Genomic DNA, 16623 nt, shown 5'->3' with positions numbered 1-16623 from the left:
ACTCATCCCACTAAAAACTTTAACTTACTTAACAGTATTTGCATTTCTTCATCAGTGCCAATCGTAATACGCAAATACTCTTGAATACGGGGCTTTTTGAAGTGTCGGACTAAAACACCCTGATCTTTAAGCGCTAAGTACAAAGTCTCAGCATTACCAGCCGGTGGACGTGTAAACACAAAGTTCGCGGCTGAGGGTAAAACGTGGAAACCCAATTCCTGCAAACGGGTGATCGTTGTCGTGCGGGTTTTAATGATGCTCTGGCAGAGTTCTGCAAAATAAGTTTGATCCTGCATCGCAGCCGTCGCCCCTACAATCGCTAAGCGATCTAGTGGATAAGAATTGAAGGAGTTCTTCACCCGCTCTAAAGCCTCAATCAAATCGGGATGCCCTACCGCAAAGCCTGCGCGCAAACCTGCTAAAGAACGTGACTTCGATAAGGTTTGTACGACTAGTAAATTTGGATAGCGTTTCACTAAAGGAATCGCAGTTTCTGCGCCAAAATCGACATAAGCCTCATCAATCACAACTACCGATTGTTGATTCGCCTGCAAAAGTCCTTCAATTGCGGCCAATCCTAGCGCTGAACCCGTTGGTGCATTAGGATTCGGGAAGATAATTCCACCATTGTCTTGCAGGTAAGCGCTTAAATCTAAACTGAAGTCATCGGATAGGGGAATTTGCTTGACCGCTAGCTGATAAAGCTTGGCGTAAACCGGATAAAAACTGTAAGAAATGTCTGGGAATAACAGCGGTTGGTTTGGCTTAAATAAAGCATGAAAAATATGCGCTAATACTTCATCAGACCCATTACCAACAAATACCTGCTGACGCTCTAAATCATAGTACTCTGCAATTGCATCTTTAAATAAATCAGCATTAGGATCGGGATAGAGTCTGAGCTTATCGGTTAACTCAGCCTGAATCGCCGCTAAAACTCGAGGTGAAGGCGGATAAGGACACTCATTGGTATTGAGTTTAACATAACGCTGATCTTTTGGTTGCTCCCCCGGTACATAAGGGTCTAGTTGCTGCACCAAAGGACTCCAATACTGGCTCATGAAAGCGTTCCCGCAAAGTCGCATAAAGTCCTGCATGATATAAGCAGGTTCAAGCTTTTACTAGCCTTTTACTCACTGACCTTTTGTCATCTAATTCTCTTGCCCCATCAAGCCTAGGCCAGCAAAAAACGTAACAATCAAGAATACTGTTAGGACATTCATTGCTTGCTTGTTGTTATGACTTATTCAAACCTCCAAAGCTTCCATCGAGGCTTGAAGTTGCAAAATGCAACTGCTTTGCCTGCTGAATATTATACTGCGTTAAATAACTCAAGTAGCGTGCGTTCAGTGTCGCGTTATATGCTGCCAGCGATTGCTTCCATTCATCCAACCACTTCAAGGGCGACCGCTAAAGGTGATTCTCAAACTATTAACTTGCATGTTCAAACATTGCCTGAGAAACACATTTCCCCATCCATTGATCCTGAGCTTATCCCTATCGTAGTCGATCATCTGCGTCCCAAGCTCACTATTGATAGCATCCCCGTTCTGGAGCAAAGTGGCAGGGTTATCTGGAAACCCGGACATGGCTTAATCGAAAAGGTGGATAAATTAACGGGAGAGATTGTCCATTTGTCCGAAAAATAGGCAAATCGTAATTAAAGCACAAAAGTTTCTCGACTCCAGACTGCATTTACCGCAAGCTTAACGGCTTTCTAGCTAAACCTATACGTATTAATAAATCAAACTATATGCTTTAATCCAATGCAGCATAAAATCACTCTAATTTTTGGACTACTCTCCAGCCTCGTTTTAGCCGGTTGTCTCAATCAAGGCAATCAGCTAAATATGACTCACTCTACTATTAATAACACTCAGCAGTTCAATACTACACAACGAATTCCGACCCAATGTTCAGCTGAGCTACTACACCCTGCTATCTTCCGTACAGAGCCACTAAAAGTTTTGGTTTATGATGGCTCTGCAACTTATTCTAATATTCCAGCAGAAATGGTCTGGAGTGAAACCAAGATTCAAATAGAACCTGCCCGCTATGCCCAAGAAACAGAGCCAGCTCAATATGAAGAGGTGCAAGCAACCATTGAGGTAGAACGTATGCGCTCTGAGTTATATGCAACACCGCCGCAATATCAGAAAATCGTTCGCGAAATCTTTATAAAACCTGACTATAAGCACTGGAAGCTTGGTTGTCTAGCCAGTAGTAACGCGTCTTGTCTAGAAACTATTAAAGCTGAACTGGTCAAAATTCCGACTGAGGTAATTAAAGAGCCAGCCCAGATCCATCAGCGTACGATTCCCGCAAAAACGCTTAAAATTAAGCGCAAAAAACTTATTAAGCCTGGCAAAGGTAGTGGCTCTATTCTTCCAGCACGCTATACAACCATCAAATTAATACGTGTGAGTAAACCTTGGAAAATTATCTCGAGTTTAGTACCTGCACAATATGAAACCATCACAGTACAGCGTAAATTACGAGACGCTAAAATCTTAACGATGCCGATTGCTTGTACTAGCACCTTAACACCGGAGCAGATCAGACGTATCCAACAAGCTTTATTGCAAGCTGGTCACCGCCTAAATCTCTCCGGGGTTTTAGATACTGCGACTATTGTGGCTTTGCATGCTTTTCAGAAAGCTAATCAGCTAGCGATTGGTGGCCTGAGCCTTGAAACTTTACGAAAGTTAGGTCTAACATAGCGGTCATTAGGCATTTTAGATAGACTGCAACTCAATACGCCAAACATGAAAAATACAATAGGAGCAGTCATGAGTGAACAAGCTGGCATTCTCATTGGCAAAGGTGGAAATCAACAGGTTAAGTTGAATCTGCGCTTCGCTAATCGACACGGGCTAATTGCAGGCGCAACCGGTACGGGTAAAACCGTTTCCTTACAAGCGATTGCTGAAGGCTTTTCGCGGGCTGGTGTACCAGTTTTCATGGCGGACATCAAGGGCGATCTAACGGGTATCAGCCAAGCGGGTAGTACTCATCCTAAAGTAGAAGAGCGTGTTCAGACGATTGGCATTGACAACTTCAAGTTTGAAGGTTATCCAAGCATTCTCTGGGATTTAGCCGGACAACAAGGCCACCCGATCAGAGCCACGGTCTCTGATATTGGGCCTCTCTTACTATCTCGGTTGCTAGAACTGAATGACACGCAAGAAGGCTTATTGAATATTGCTTTCAAATTTGCCGATGATGAAGGCATGTTGTTACTAGATTTCAAAGATCTGCGTTCCATCCTGCAGCATATGGGCGAAAACGCTCAAGACTTTCAAAATGCTTATGGCAATGTTAGCTCCTCATCGATTGGTGCAATTCAACGCCGACTTTTAGTCCTCGAACAGCAAGGCGCAGAAAGTTTCTTTGGCGAACCAGCTTTGGATTTATGGGATGTTATCCGCACCGCTCCCAATGGCTACGGAAATATCAATATTCTGATGGCCGATAAGCTGATGATGACACCGCGCTTGTATGCCACTTTCCTGCTATGGCTGCTATCTGAATTATTTGAAAATCTACCTGAAGTGGGTGATCTCGATAAACCGCGCTTAGTTTTCTTCTTCGATGAGGCTCATTTACTGTTTAATGATGCGCCAAAAGCTTTAGTTGATAAAGTTGAACAAGTCGTGCGTTTAATTCGCTCTAAGGGTGTGGGTGTTTACTTCATCACCCAAAACCCATTGGATATTCCAGACAGCATTCTGGGTCAACTTGGTAATCGCATTCAGCATGCCTTGCGTGCTTTTACACCCCGCGATCAAAAAGCAGTAAAAGCCGCCGCTGATACTTTCCGCGCTAATCCTGAGTTAAATACTGCCGCAGTCATTATGGAACTTGGCGTAGGTGAGGCTTTAGTTTCGGTCTTGGAAGAAAAAGGTATTCCCAGCGTCGTACAACGAACCATGATTCGCCCTCCTCAATCGCGTATTGGGCCTGCCACTCCAGAAGAGCGTGCTAACTTAATTCGGCAAAGCCCGTTCGCGGGGCGCTATGACAAAATGATTGATCGCGAATCAGCGCATGAAATTTTGCAAGCGCGTGCCGAAAAAGTGGCTGCAGAAACCTCTGCAGCCAACCAAGCAAAAGAATTTGAAAAGGCGGCACGGCGCTTTGAAACCTCGAATACCCCACGCCCGAGTAATCGGCAAACTTTAGGTGAAGCAATCGTGAAAAGTGCGGCACGCTCAATTACCTCTAATCTAGGTAAGCAAATTGTCCGTGGTATCTTAGGTTCAATTTTTAAAGGCCGCTAACCCGGCCTTTTCTTAAAGCTTTCTTGCTGCAACTAAAGAACAAACGGTGTAAACTCGCGCCCATTCTGTTGGGATATGCCGAGAAAAAGGGCAGATTTGCAGATTTAAGCAATCTTTGAGACATGACTGTTTAGGACAAGGAATGCCTCTCAATCCTGATCGTTTTAAGCACATCGGCACTCTAACAACATCAAGCCATATAAGACTTATAGGAATAACTCCATGATGGATGTTCGCAAAATCAAGAAACTAATCGACCTGTTAGAAGACAGCGATGTAGCCGAAATCGAAATCAAAGAAGGCGAAGATTCAGTACGCATTAGCCGTGTATCGACAACAGCCGCACCAGCTATGCCGATGCAGCAATATTATGCACCGCCACCGATGATGGCTCCAGCAACTCCACAAGCTGCCGTTGTTCCTGCTGCTAGCGAAAAACCCGCCGCACCCACGGGGCATGTTTTAGAGTCGCCCATGGTGGGGACTTTCTATCGCTCTTCCTCACCCGGTGTAAAATCCTTTGTAGAGGTCGGCCAGTCGGTCAAAATCGGCGATACGCTTTGCATTATCGAAGCGATGAAAATGCTCAACCAAATTCAAGCCGATAAAAGTGGTGTCATTAAGGCTATTTTGGTTGAAAACGAACAGCCCGTAGAGTTTGGTCAGCCCTTAATGATCATCGACTGATGTGGAGGCTTGCATGTTAAAAAAAGTCCTCATCGCTAATCGTGGCGAAATTGCCTTACGTATTCTGCGTGCTTGCCGTGAACTAGGCATTAAAACCGTTGCAGTACACTCTACCGCTGACCGTGATCTTAAGCATGTACGTCTGGCTGATGAATCAGTTTGTATCGGCCCACCGCGTTCGATTGATAGCTACCTCAATATTCCAGCCATTATCAGTGCTGCCGAAGTGACCGGTGCGGATGCGATTCACCCCGGTTATGGCTTTTTGTCTGAAAATGCTGATTTTGCTGAACGCGTCGAGTCTAGTGGCTTTATTTTCATCGGGCCACGTGCTGAAACCATTCGCTTAATGGGCGATAAGATTTCCGCTAAAGATGCGATGCAACAAGCCAAAGTTCCGTGTGTGCCGGGCTCTAATGGCCCTGTTCCTGAAGATAAAGACGAATGCTTAGCGATGGCTAAACAAATTGGTTATCCGATTATCATCAAAGCTACCGGTGGCGGTGGTGGGCGTGGCATGCGAGTGGTACATCAAGCTGAAGATCTATTCCGCTCCATAGAAATGACACGCTCTGAAGCTAAAGCAGCTTTCGGCAATGATGTTGTGTATATGGAAAAGTATTTAATCCATCCACGCCACATTGAATTCCAAGTCTTGGCAGACCAACATGGCAATGCAGTTCATTTATGTGAACGTGACTGCTCCATGCAGCGCCGCCATCAAAAGGTGGTCGAAGAAGCACCAGCGCCCGGGATCACTGAAGAACAGCGTGCCCGCATTGGTAAAGTTGTCGCCGATGCTTGCCGCAAAATTAATTACCGCGGTGCAGGCACCTTTGAATTCCTATACGAAAATGGTGAATTCTATTTCATTGAAATGAATACCCGTTTGCAAGTTGAGCACCCCGTTACTGAATTGATTACAGGCGTTGACTTGGTTAAGCAGCAATTACTGGTTGCGGCTGGCGAAAAATTGCAAATTAAGCAAGAAGATATTCGCCCACATGGACATGCGATTGAATGCCGGATCAATGCGGAAGACCCCGATACCTTCGCCCCCTCTCCCGGCAAAATTACTCGCTATCATGCGCCCGGTGGTTTAGGAGTACGAGTAGATTCGCATATTTATGCCGATTACACCGTTCCCCCTTATTACGACTCGATGATTGGTAAATTAATCGTGCATGGCGAAGATCGCTTAACAGCGCTAAATCGTATGAATGGCGCTTTAACTGAGATGATTGTTGAAGGCATTAAGACTAACGTGCCCCTGCAACGCCGGATCATGACCGACCCAGCGTTCCGCCAAGGTGGGACTGATATTCACTACTTAGAGAAAAAGTTGGGTTTACAATGACTTGGCAACAGCTCATTTGTCACACCACGGTTGAGCACCAAGAAGTCATCAGCGGGGCTCTAGAAGAAGCTGGCGCGGCTTCAGTCACTTTTGAAGATGCCGTGGATCAACCTATTCTTGAGCCTTTACCGGGTGAGACTCCTCTATGGGATCAGCTCGTGATTACGGGGCTGTATCCGGCAGAAGATGACCTGACCGCCCTGCTCCTAAATTTAGAGTTACATCGTGGCGAATGGGGTATTACCGAGCTTAAACTGGAGCAATTAGAAGACCGCCCTTGGGTGCGTGAATGGATGGATAACTTTCACCCCATGCAATTTGGCAAACGACTATGGGTGTATCCAAGTTGGCGTGAAGTCCCCGAGGAAGCCACGGATGCAGTGAAGATTTTATTAGACCCAGGTTTAGCTTTCGGTACTGGCAATCATCCGACCACCGCTTTATGTTTAGAATGGTTAGATGGTGAAAATTTAACGGGTAAAACAGTACTGGATTATGGCTGTGGCAGTGGAATTCTAGCCATTGCAGCAGCCAAATTAGGCGCAAGTACTATTGTTGCTACGGATATTGATCCTCAGGCTTTAGAGGCTACTCAGGAAAATGCGCGTCGAAACGCGTTGACTGAAGCACGTATTTTCACCTGTTTACCAGAAGATATGCCGGATCAAACCTTCGATGTAGTGATTGCGAATATTCTTTCTGGCCCCTTAGTTAGCCTCGCACCGACTATATTACGCTATTTAAAACCACAAGGCCGAATCGCACTCTCAGGTATTTTGGCTGATCAAGGCCAAGCGGTTGCTGCTGCCTATCAAAATAGATTAGAAGAGGTACAGATGGCTGCCAAAGAAGATTGGTTACGTTTAGAAGGCACAGCGCAAGTTAGCAGCAACTAAACCGCTCCTGCTAGATTTCACCCCGCTCATCAGTTCAATAATGTTAAAAGCGGGGTTCTCCCTTAGGATTAACGCTAATATTTTGTACATCAAATCATGAAGCTGCCTGAAAAAAACAGGGCTACAATAAGAATACTATGTCTAACTTAATTACCTGAGCTAAATGTATACCCAGTGTAGTCATTGTCGCGCTGTTTTCCGCGTCACTATGAAAGAGCTAACTGCCGCGCAGGGTTTATTGCGTTGTGGTGAATGCGATACGATCTTCGACGCTATGAAAGCACTCAGCACCACCTTGCCTGATGAGCGTTTGGGGGGGGTAGGTAATGGGCGTGACCTACCGGGCGAAGCACGTATTCATACCTTGCCTTTGAATACATTGGCAGAGGGTAGCTCTAATAGTTCAGTCAAAACTGGCAAGAGTGGTTCTTCGAGTCGACGCTCATCCAAATCGCACAAATTCTTATACTTAAGCCTGCTAGCCTTGTGTTTGTTATTATTAATTCAGCTTTTTTACAGTTATCGTACTAAACTCCTTGAAAATCCAAGCACCCGTGAGTTTACCCAGACGGTTTGTGGGTGGGTTGCGTGTGGCTTAGACAATGTACGACATTTAGATCAAATTAAATTACTCAGCCACACAGTTTATACTCATCCGAACACGCCGAATGTACTGATTATTAATACATCAATTCAGAACAATGCTAGTAACTCACAAGCTTATCCGATATTAGAAGTAAGCTTTTTAAACCAAAAATCTGAAATGGTCGCTTTACGGCGTTTTACCCCTGAAGAGTACCTTAGCAAGGAACAGCAAGGTCAGCTAATGCCATCCAAGATTCCTCAGGAAGTCTCGTTGAATATTGAAGACCCCGGCAAGGATGCTGTGCGCTTCCAATTACGTTTTTTATGAAATTAGCGTTTGAGTGAGGAGTCTAAATAACAAAATTTATGCAATTTTACAATTACCTATCAATAAAAAATGCGAAAACCTTTTTCATGGGATATAATCGCGCGCCCATGAGTTATGCCGAAGAAACAAGGTAAGGTTCTTCACACCGATCCTAGATTTAACCCATTGATTTCGATTGAAATCAAGCTGTTGGAGAAAAAGAATGGCAACTGAAAATGTAACCTATTTAGCAAGGAAAGCTGCGTTACCAGTTGATGGCATTAATCCCTATATCCCCGAAGCTGGCGAAGAATATATGAACGAAAAGCAGTTACAGCATTTTCGTGATATTCTGGTCGCTTGGAAAAAAGAACTAATGGAAGAAGTTGATCGCACTGTAGATCATATGAAAGAAGAAGCTAGCAACTTCTCTGATCCTGCTGATCGTGCCACACAAGAAGAAGAATTTGCTTTAGAGTTACGTGCGCGTGACCGTGAACGTAAACTGATTCGCAAAATCGAAAAGACTATCGCCCGCGTCGATGAAGAAGATTACGGCTATTGTGATGCTTGTGGTGTAGAAATCGGTTTACAACGCTTAGAAGTACGCCCTACAGCTGAGCTTTGCATCGATTGTAAAACCACTCAAGAAATCAAAGAAAAACAACTCGCCTCGTAAAGTGTGACTTACATTGGGCGTTTTGCACCCTCCCCCACTGGTCTATTGCATTTTGGCTCACTGCTGGCTGCGACTGCGAGTTATTTACAGGCTCGCAGCCAACATGGGCAATGGCTGCTACGCATTGAGGATTTAGATAAACCTCGCGAACAAACAGGTGCTGCTGACGCTATCATCCAAACCCTCGCTGCTTATGGTTTTGAATGGGATCAAAGCATTATTTTTCAAAGCCAACGCCTCGCTGCTTATACGGATGCCTTAAATAGTTTGAAACCATTTATTTATGCTTGTTGTTGTTCACGCAAGCAATTACAAACTTTTGCGCATCGTGGAAGTTTTGGACTGATTTACCCGGGAACCTGCCGATATAAGAGCTATGCGTTAACTGATTCCCTCACAATGCGGATTAAAACTAATGAGCAAACTATTTGCTTTAATGATCAAATTCAGGGATTGTTTTGCCAAAATCTTGAGCGTGAATTAGGCGATTTTGTAATTCGACGTGCTGATCAAATCTTTGCTTATCAACTAGCCGTGGTCGTAGATGATGCTTGGCAAGGTATTACTGAGATCGTGCGTGGTTCAGATTTACTGGATAATACTCCTCGCCAAATCTATTTACAGCAGCTTCTAGGCTATTTAATACCCAGCTATGCGCATATACCTATCGCAATCAATGTATTAGGTCAAAAGCTTAGTAAGCAAACCTTAGCCCCTGCTTTAACAACACAAACTCATGAATTATTGGATAATCTAGTCAAAGCTTTGCAATTCTTAGGACAAACTTCCACTGAAGCCCCTTCTTTTAGTACACTCAAAGAATGTTGGGATTGGGCAATAGACAACTGGGATTTAAGTAAGATTCCTAAGCAGTTAGCATATCATCCAATGCACTTTGCTTAGATGATTAATTTATTGACTTCAGTAACACCACCGCATGTGCCGCGATTCCTTCCTTGCGGCCTTCAAAGCCAAGGCGTTCGGTGGTGGTTGCTTTTACACTAATCTGATTAATTTCACACGCTAAATCAGCAGCTAGATTGGCACGCATCGCCTCAATATGGGGCGCCATTTTTGGTGCTTGGGCAACGATAATACTATCGAGATTAGCTAGTTTATAACCTTGCTCTTTAAGCAACTGGTAAACTTGTCTAAGCAGAATCCGCGAATCGATTTTGGCATACGCTGCTGCAGTATCTGGAAAATGCTTGCCAATATCGCCCAGTGCTAAAGCACCCAACAAAGCGTCACAAACCGCATGAATTAATACATCACCATCTGAATGCGCTGCAAATGCGTGAGTATAGGGAATCTTCACGCCACCCAAGACTAGATGGTCACCTTCAGTAAAAGCATGCACATCATAACCCTGTCCGATACGCATTAAGCTTGCTCCTGCAAAAAGAACTCTGCTAAAGCTAAATCAGCCGGACGAGTGATTTTAATATTACTGGCATCACCCTCCACTAATAAAGGTTGAAGTCCTAAATACTCTAAGGCAGAAGCTTCATCCGTAATAGTAGTCCCCGACTTTAAAGCCTGCTCTAAGGCTTGGGTTAATAAGCCTAAGGTTGCTAATTGTGGAGTCAAGGCATGCCATAAATCCGCCCGCTCCTCGGTGTGGCTAATCAAATGCTGGCCTTTAAAAGCGCGCTTCATGGTATCGCGTACTGGAGTCGCTAAAAGGGCACCTTGCTCACTATTGCTTGCCAGTAAACGACTTAAATCCTGTTGGGATAAACAAGGACGTGCCGCATCATGCACTAAGACTTTCGCAGTCGAGGAAATCTTTAAATGTTGCTGCAAATATTTTAAACCATTGAGCACTGAATCTGCTCGCTCTTGACCACCAACTGTTTGATAGACTGGCAAACCTTGATAGTTAGGTGCTAAATCCAGCCAGTAATCATCATCAGCACTAAGCACCACTACCACCCCTTTAATTTTAGGGTGTCGTAAAAAGCAAGATAAACTGTGCTCTAAAACGGTTTTGCCATGTAAGCGCAAATATTGCTTAGGGATCGCCGAAAGCATACGCTTTCCCACCCCTGCAGCAGGAATCACGCACCAAACTTCATTCGACATGCGGCTGAGTACTCGGTTGTTGAGGAGGATTAGTCGCTATCGGTGCTTGTGAGGCTTGGGTTGGATCACTATTCAAAATCACCTGATAGAAAGTTTCGCCTTGTTTAATCATGCCTAACTCACTCCGCGCTCGATCCTCAATCGCTGCATCGTCACGACTAATGTCTAAAACCTCTGATTGCAAGCCTTCATTACGCTTAGTTTGCTCCTCATTCAGACGCTTTTGCTCAGCAATTTGTCCTTGTAAATCCCAGATTTCAGGATAACTCCCCGTACCCAGCCATAAACGCAGGAACAGCAATAACGATAAGATGCTTAAGGCTATTAATAAAATTTGAGTTAAAGTTAGTTTCATGCCTGAGGTTTTAGATCGCCCAACAAAAATGGCAGGTTTAAGTCCCGCTATCAAGCATAGCAGATTGCTAGTTAGACTGTTGTATGCATTTGAAAGTAATTCGGAGAGTTCTTCAAAAAACCATTTTTGATCCAAAAAAAACCAACTTTTACAAAAATATTAATTTTGTACTATAACTTATCTAACTTGTGCTATAAGTTATCTAACTAGAGATAAGTTTTTATTAAAAAGTAGAGTGAACTATGTAATTTATTGGCCTGCTAAAGGTGTTTTTTTATGACCTTGTTAAGTGAGGGTAAGGAGGTAAGGTAATGAAAGATACGATTCCTTCCAGTTGGTGTTCGCATAGACACAGGATTAGCCTAGTGTTACTAGCTTGCTCATTATGGAGTGGTACAGCTTGGTCTCAAGCTGAAAAACCCACTCCTGTGGCGGAACAGGCCGCTGAATTAATGAGCACAGTCATGCAGAAGGGGAAAGTAAGAGTTATAGTTGGCTTGCGAAGGCCGGAAGCAAGTTCAACTGAGGCTCAACACCGCCTAGGTCTAGAATCAGCACAGAGTAACGTGTTAGGGAGGCTGCAACAAGTAAACAGCTTTAAACCTAAAACTGTCAAACGTTTCACTGTAGTACCAGGGATGGCATTAGAAGCTGATCTTGCAACACTACAAACATTAGCATCTGATCCTAATGTCGTTAGTATTAAAGAGGACGTAGCAGTGCCTCCAACATTGTACCAAAGTATTCCCTTAATCGATGCTGATGATGCTTGGTCTATGGGGTATTCAGGTGCAGGGCAAACTGTGGCTATTTTGGATACAGGAGTGAATAAAAGCCACTCTATGCTTAGTGGAAAAATAGTGTCAGAAGCTTGCTATTCAACTTCCGATGGCGATGGTGTTTCCAATTCTTTATGCCCTGGCGGTGTGGACTCTTCTACAGCAACTGGCTCGGGTGTTAACTGTACTAGCAGCATTAATGGATGCAATCATGGTACTCATGTGGCAGGTATTGCTGCAGGTAAAAATGGATCCACTTCTTCTACCGGCACTTTTCATGGGGTAGCTCGTGATGCAAACATCATTGCGATACAAATTTTTTCCCGCTTCAATGATTCTTCTGATTGCGCACCTTCAGCCGCACCTTGTGTATTAACATATACATCTGATCAAATAAGAGGATTAGAACGTGTATATGCGTTGCGCAACACCTATAGAATCGCTGCAGCAAACATGAGTCTAGGAGGAGGAGAATACAGCTCAACTTGCGACTCGGCTAGCCAAAAGCCCATCATTGATCTACTGCTGTCTGCAGGTATTGCCACTGTTATCGCTTCGGGTAACGATGGCTTTAGTAATATGACATCATCACCAGGCTGTATTTCAACAGCTATTACAGTTGGAAGTACTAATAAGTCTGATGGCCTTTCTAATTTTTCCAATAATGCTTCTTGGGTGGATTTAATGGCCCCAGGTGGCTCTATCATTTCTTCAATCATATCGGGTTATGATTTCTATAATGGTACATCTATGGCCACACCTCATGTCGCTGGTGCATGGGCTGTAATGAAATCCAAAAATGGTCTTGCTTCAGTTTCTAGCATACAAAGTGCTTTACAAAACACTGGTATAAGCATTTCTACACCTGCTGGGACTAAGAAGCGCATTAATCTAGATAATGCGTTAGCTTCCATCACACCTGGTCCACAGGTAGGTTTAAATTGGGATCGTTGCCAAGAAACCTACCGTGACTTGTCTGCTGACAAGACGTGGTGTTACCTAGAAGGTTCTAAAATATGGATATGGGTCAATGATAACGAAGGAGAGAATACCCTGATCAAGGCTGCTTCTTCAAATCATTGGCTTGGATACAACGTAAGTAGTATTAATGGCAGTTCTTTTTCAATTAATCATCTGAGATTGTATAAAAACTGAAAATTTTTTATAAAGTCTTATGTGTATGATTTAAGTATTTGGGAGGTTGGTCATGAAACTAGTAAATAAGTCTGTTGCAGCGTCAGCAGTAGTTTTAAGCTCGTTACTTTCATTTTCTGTGGTTTATGCGGCGACCGCGCCAGAGGCAGTGCCTGCGCCTGCGGCTGAAGCTGCTGAGATCTTTGCTGGGAGTGCATCTGCTCCTCCACCTGTTGAATCACTAATTTCTCCACCTCAAGCAGCAGCCGAAAAAGCGAGAGGACAAAAAGGTGGGGTAGCTGTGTCAGCTGAGGCAGACGGTTTACAACTTACCACTGGCTGGTACAGAGTACAGCAAACTTATCGCTTTCTGGGAGATAGTTCAACATGGGCTTATCTTGAGGGACCTAATGCATGGATATTGTGTAATGATAATGAATGTGAGCAAATGCTTATTGCTGCTGCTGAGTCTTCTCATTGGTTGTATGTGAATATGACGAGTGCTTCAACATTCAATGCTGTTCGGTTATATAAATATTAATAGTTTGTTGTAAATAGTTCAGGATGCCACTATTTTTCACAAATAGTGGCTTTAGTTTTTTGGAATAGTGAGTGATTATTTCAATGTATAAAGAGAAGTTTATTGGTGTATTGGCCATAAGCGGACTTCTAATAGCTGTCAGTAGCAAAGTATTAGCTATTGTGGAGTCAGGATCAGATGCAGCAACGGCATCGACGCAGGGGCAGTTTGCGGTAAGTCTAGCGAAGAGTTTGGGGCATGCAGGTCTGGAAGAAAAAGAAGCAATTAAATTGCTATCAAGTTTGTCGATTAATCCAAGCGTAACACCTGTTCAAGCTCAGTGGCAAGCCAACCAAGTAGTAACTCCTCAATTTGTAGCGCATATTCAAGCCTCAATTCAGCTTATGCTAAAAAAATTGGCGGAACAATCAAAAATATCTCCACCCCCTACATTGGATCTAATGATTTTTGAACTACCACCAGCACCGCAGCGTGTATTTTTCCCTGTAGCTGCTACTGGGTCTATAGAGGATAGCGCTCCTCCTCCAGCATCTATACCTCCATCTACTGAAATAATCCAGAACTTGACCATTGATGAAAATACGATAGGAGGGGGTATGGCTTCTCCAGAGGATCAAATGATTAACTTAGAAGCTTCTTCTAATTTGATAGGACTGACTGATCAGGCGGTTATAAAGTATCTGAAAAAACACGATAAAGTTGCAGTCATTGTTGAGCTTAAACCTACTCTTTCAGCTAAGACTGATGTAACAGTTGAGGATGTAATTGCTAAAGAGCAGCAGGCCGTCTTAGATACTTTGTCGATTGATGAGTTTAGGCTAAAACATCGTTATTCCAGTATTTATACTTTCTCTGGCTGGATCTCTCATGAGGGAGTAAAAAAATTGGAAAAAAATCCTTCTGTATTAAGAATTTCCTTAGATACGGTCAGTTCAATACAAAAATAAAAAAAGGTTTATATCTATAAATGAAGATGCTACTTATATATCTATTTGTTGGAGTAGGTTTTGCGAATATCTCTGCATGTAATTCTGTACCTGCTGTCTTTTCACCTTTACCTAATATGTCTAACTCTACTACACTAAAATTGCCTCAATATCAGGGTAATATTATAGACAACACAGTTATTTCCGCTTTAAACCAACGACATGAAGTACCTGTTATTATCGAGCTACGTCCGCCGCTATCCGTAGTACCCGAAACACTTTCTGCTGAAGAAAGAACTAGGAAAATCGATATGACGCAAGAGTTGGTTTTAAATACACTAACTCAAGGAGAGTTCCGCCTTAAGTATAGGTCGGGCATTATCTTCATGATGGCAGGCTGGATAACAATGCAGGGAGTAGTGACGTTAAGTCGAAACCCACATGTTGTTAAAGTTAGTTTAGATAGTGTCAGTAGAAACAGTATCCAATAGTTAGGAAAGTTCGGCATTATGTAGCACATGCACAAAGCCAAATATAGCTTAAGCCCTTAAAATAACTACCATTATACCCTTTTTATAGGTTAGTCATGGCAGAAACCCACGTTATTAGCGCATTAGTGAATAAGCGCTCCGAACTATCAGGCTTAATTACCCATTATAAGAAAGAACTTTCCCGCTTAGGCGAAGAGGTAAAAACCTTAGATGCAGCCATCAAGCTTTTTGAGCCTAATTACGAGCTTGAGGGTATTAAGACCAAACAATTTAAGCACAAAAACAATTTTTTCAAGCATGGTGAATGCAGCCGAATGATGCTGAATTATTTGCGAGTGGCTACCAGCCCACTGAGTACCCAAGATTTAACTCTTAAGGTTATGATAGATCAAGGCTTGGAGTTGAGTCCTTGGGAGCTGGTGAACTCATTAGGCCGCTAGACATTCAGTCGTTTTGTTGCCCTGCCAATAGCCACACCAATTCCGCGAAGTCGGCTTTTTGGCACAGCGAGTTGTAATGTCATTGAAAATTTTACCCGTTGACCAACGACGGGTATCTTCACGATAAGCGCACTCATTGGCGTAAGCCTGTAGATGTTGATTGCTCATCTTATGCACTTGTCCTTTGTGCATCCGACGGAAACGTGAGAAATAGCTTTCCGCTTGATTGGTGCATTCGCCATTTTCACCACGGTAGCGCTCTTGGTGGTTAATCCGTTTCATTTCATAAAGCGCGTGCAGTACATCGTAACCAGTAGCTTCATCCGCATGAATGACTGTGCTGTTTTGAATATGCGCTTGTGCCAAGGCTTTTAAGTTCGCTTGGTTTTCTGACTTCACCACAAACACCTTTGTCTGGCTGGCACCTTCGCCTTGTTTTCCCCGTTGACGAATCGTGATGATGCATCGCTTATTCAGGTTCTGATTCTCTACCAAACGACGGTCTTTACGATTTTTCTTCTCGTTCTCAGGACGACTATAGCTACCCACGTAGCAGCCATCTATTTCTACTTCACCCTCTAGCTTTTCACTCGCTTCAGCATCCATCAAAGCCTCGCGTAACTTATGCATCAGTACAAAAGCTGTTTTGTATTGCACGTTCAAATCGCGTGATAGCTGTAAAGCCGAGAAACCTTGAGCGGTGTATTGGTATAAAGAGCAATCGCTGCGATATAGACCCGTAATGGTTTTTTATGATGCGCAAACAATGTGCCTGAAGTCACACTAAAGGTATGGCTGCAATCCTTACAACGCCATTGTTTACGGGTTTTTAGAAAATAGTGTTTTGAGCAGCTACCACAGCAAGGGCAGATGGCCTCGCCTTCAGTTTCAGGCCAACGAGCCAGCCGAAAGAGTTCAAAAGCCTCATCATCGCTTAGTCCAAATATGTCTATCAGCGATAGGCTACGAGCCTTCGCGCTGAGTAGAAAATGTTGGCCTTGGCGTTTCATGATGATGGTTATTCCATAGAGTAATCTAATGAAATGATTATAGTGCGAAATCGCACCCTTTGACAAGGGAT

The 16623-nt window shown here is 43.6% G+C and carries 18 protein-coding genes and 1 pseudogene; 14 read left to right on the top strand and 5 right to left on the bottom strand.

Annotation, left to right across the window (positions count from 1 at the left end):
* Positions 1–2: 2 nt before the first annotated feature.
* The gene (gene hisC / locus Q0307_RS06885) at positions 3–1061 is read right to left on the bottom strand and encodes a histidinol-phosphate transaminase (RefSeq protein ID WP_298658516.1); all 1059 of its coding nucleotides are present in this window, start codon (positions 1059–1061) and stop codon (positions 3–5) included.
* Positions 1062–1238: 177 nt separating this feature from the next.
* On the opposite strand from hisC, the gene Q0307_RS06880 reads away from it, so the two are divergent.
* The 9 genes from Q0307_RS06880 to gluQRS all read left to right on the top strand — a co-directional run bounded on the left by Q0307_RS06880 (position 1239) and on the right by gluQRS (position 9694).
* The gene (locus tag Q0307_RS06880; protein ID WP_298658513.1) at positions 1239–1649 is read left to right on the top strand and encodes a hypothetical protein; all 411 of its coding nucleotides are present in this window, start codon (positions 1239–1241) and stop codon (positions 1647–1649) included.
* A 201-nt stretch (positions 1650–1850) separates the two neighbouring features.
* Entirely contained in the window at positions 1851–2720 is an 870-nt protein-coding gene (locus tag Q0307_RS06875) for a hypothetical protein (protein WP_298658510.1), read from the top strand.
* 69 nt (positions 2721–2789) lie between these two features.
* Positions 2790–4280, top strand: coding sequence for a helicase HerA-like C-terminal domain-containing protein (locus tag Q0307_RS06870; RefSeq protein ID WP_298658507.1), 1491 nt, complete (start codon positions 2790–2792; stop codon positions 4278–4280).
* A gap of 225 nt (positions 4281–4505) precedes the next feature.
* Positions 4506–4967, top strand: a complete 462-nt coding sequence (accB, locus tag Q0307_RS06865; protein ID WP_298658649.1) for an acetyl-CoA carboxylase biotin carboxyl carrier protein — start codon at positions 4506–4508, stop codon at positions 4965–4967.
* Positions 4968–4980: 13 nt separating this feature from the next.
* The gene (accC, locus tag Q0307_RS06860) at positions 4981–6324 is read left to right on the top strand and encodes an acetyl-CoA carboxylase biotin carboxylase subunit (protein WP_298658504.1); all 1344 of its coding nucleotides are present in this window, start codon (positions 4981–4983) and stop codon (positions 6322–6324) included.
* Positions 6321–7220 (top strand): 50S ribosomal protein L11 methyltransferase, encoded by a 900-nt coding sequence (gene prmA, locus Q0307_RS06855; protein WP_298658501.1) that lies wholly within the window; start codon positions 6321–6323, stop codon positions 7218–7220. Before accC ends, prmA begins: the two co-directional genes overlap by 4 nt.
* 163 nt (positions 7221–7383) lie before the next feature.
* The gene (locus Q0307_RS06850; RefSeq protein ID WP_298658498.1) at positions 7384–8133 is read left to right on the top strand and encodes a zinc-ribbon and DUF3426 domain-containing protein; all 750 of its coding nucleotides are present in this window, start codon (positions 7384–7386) and stop codon (positions 8131–8133) included.
* Between the two features lie 202 nt (positions 8134–8335).
* The gene (dksA, locus tag Q0307_RS06845) at positions 8336–8791 is read left to right on the top strand and encodes an RNA polymerase-binding protein DksA (RefSeq protein WP_298658495.1); all 456 of its coding nucleotides are present in this window, start codon (positions 8336–8338) and stop codon (positions 8789–8791) included.
* A gap of 3 nt (positions 8792–8794) precedes the next feature.
* Positions 8795–9694: a tRNA glutamyl-Q(34) synthetase GluQRS gene (gluQRS, locus tag Q0307_RS06840; protein WP_298658492.1), complete on the top strand. Its 900-nt coding sequence runs from the start codon at positions 8795–8797 to the stop codon at positions 9692–9694.
* A gap of 4 nt (positions 9695–9698) precedes the next feature.
* On the opposite strand, the gene ispF is transcribed toward gluQRS, so the two are convergent.
* The 3 genes from ispF to Q0307_RS06825 are packed head-to-tail and all read right to left on the bottom strand — an operon-like array spanning position 9699 to position 11231.
* A complete protein-coding gene (ispF, locus tag Q0307_RS06835) occupies positions 9699–10175 on the bottom strand; it encodes a 2-C-methyl-D-erythritol 2,4-cyclodiphosphate synthase (RefSeq protein ID WP_298658489.1) in 477 nt (158 codons plus the stop codon).
* Positions 10175–10876 carry a 2-C-methyl-D-erythritol 4-phosphate cytidylyltransferase gene (gene ispD, locus Q0307_RS06830; RefSeq protein WP_298658486.1) on the bottom strand — a complete coding sequence of 234 codons (702 nt, stop codon included), beginning with the start codon at positions 10874–10876 and terminating at the stop codon, positions 10175–10177. The genes ispF and ispD overlap by 1 nt, the downstream gene beginning before the upstream one ends.
* Positions 10866–11231: a septum formation initiator family protein gene (locus tag Q0307_RS06825; RefSeq protein ID WP_298658483.1), complete on the bottom strand. Its 366-nt coding sequence runs from the start codon at positions 11229–11231 to the stop codon at positions 10866–10868. Before Q0307_RS06825 ends, ispD begins: the two co-directional genes overlap by 11 nt.
* A gap of 311 nt (positions 11232–11542) precedes the next feature.
* On the opposite strand from Q0307_RS06825, the gene Q0307_RS06820 reads away from it, so the two are divergent.
* The 5 genes from Q0307_RS06820 (at position 11543) to Q0307_RS06800 (ending at position 15542) form a co-directional block, all read left to right on the top strand.
* On the top strand, positions 11543–13165 hold the full coding sequence (locus Q0307_RS06820; protein ID WP_298658481.1) for a S8 family serine peptidase: 1623 nt from the start codon (positions 11543–11545) through the stop codon (positions 13163–13165).
* Positions 13166–13217: 52 nt separating this feature from the next.
* Positions 13218–13685: a hypothetical protein gene (locus Q0307_RS06815; protein ID WP_298658479.1), complete on the top strand. Its 468-nt coding sequence runs from the start codon at positions 13218–13220 to the stop codon at positions 13683–13685.
* Positions 13686–13756: 71 nt separating this feature from the next.
* On the top strand, positions 13757–14632 hold the full coding sequence (locus Q0307_RS06810; RefSeq protein WP_298658476.1) for a hypothetical protein: 876 nt from the start codon (positions 13757–13759) through the stop codon (positions 14630–14632).
* Positions 14633–14652: 20 nt separating this feature from the next.
* The gene (locus Q0307_RS06805) at positions 14653–15102 is read left to right on the top strand and encodes a hypothetical protein (protein ID WP_298658473.1); all 450 of its coding nucleotides are present in this window, start codon (positions 14653–14655) and stop codon (positions 15100–15102) included.
* 95 nt (positions 15103–15197) lie between these two features.
* Positions 15198–15542 (top strand): hypothetical protein, encoded by a 345-nt coding sequence (locus Q0307_RS06800; protein ID WP_298658470.1) that lies wholly within the window; start codon positions 15198–15200, stop codon positions 15540–15542.
* On the opposite strand, the pseudogene Q0307_RS06795 reads toward Q0307_RS06800, so the two are convergent.
* Positions 15531–16552, bottom strand: a pseudogene (locus Q0307_RS06795) (IS1595 family transposase). The gene Q0307_RS06800 and the pseudogene Q0307_RS06795 overlap by 12 nt on opposite strands.
* Positions 16553–16623 lie beyond the last annotated feature (71 nt).

This window comes from uncultured Thiothrix sp., assembly GCF_937873765.1.
In the GTDB taxonomy this organism is placed as follows: domain Bacteria; phylum Pseudomonadota; class Gammaproteobacteria; order Thiotrichales; family Thiotrichaceae; genus Thiolinea.
This window is presented reverse-complemented; position numbering and strand designations above follow the sequence as displayed.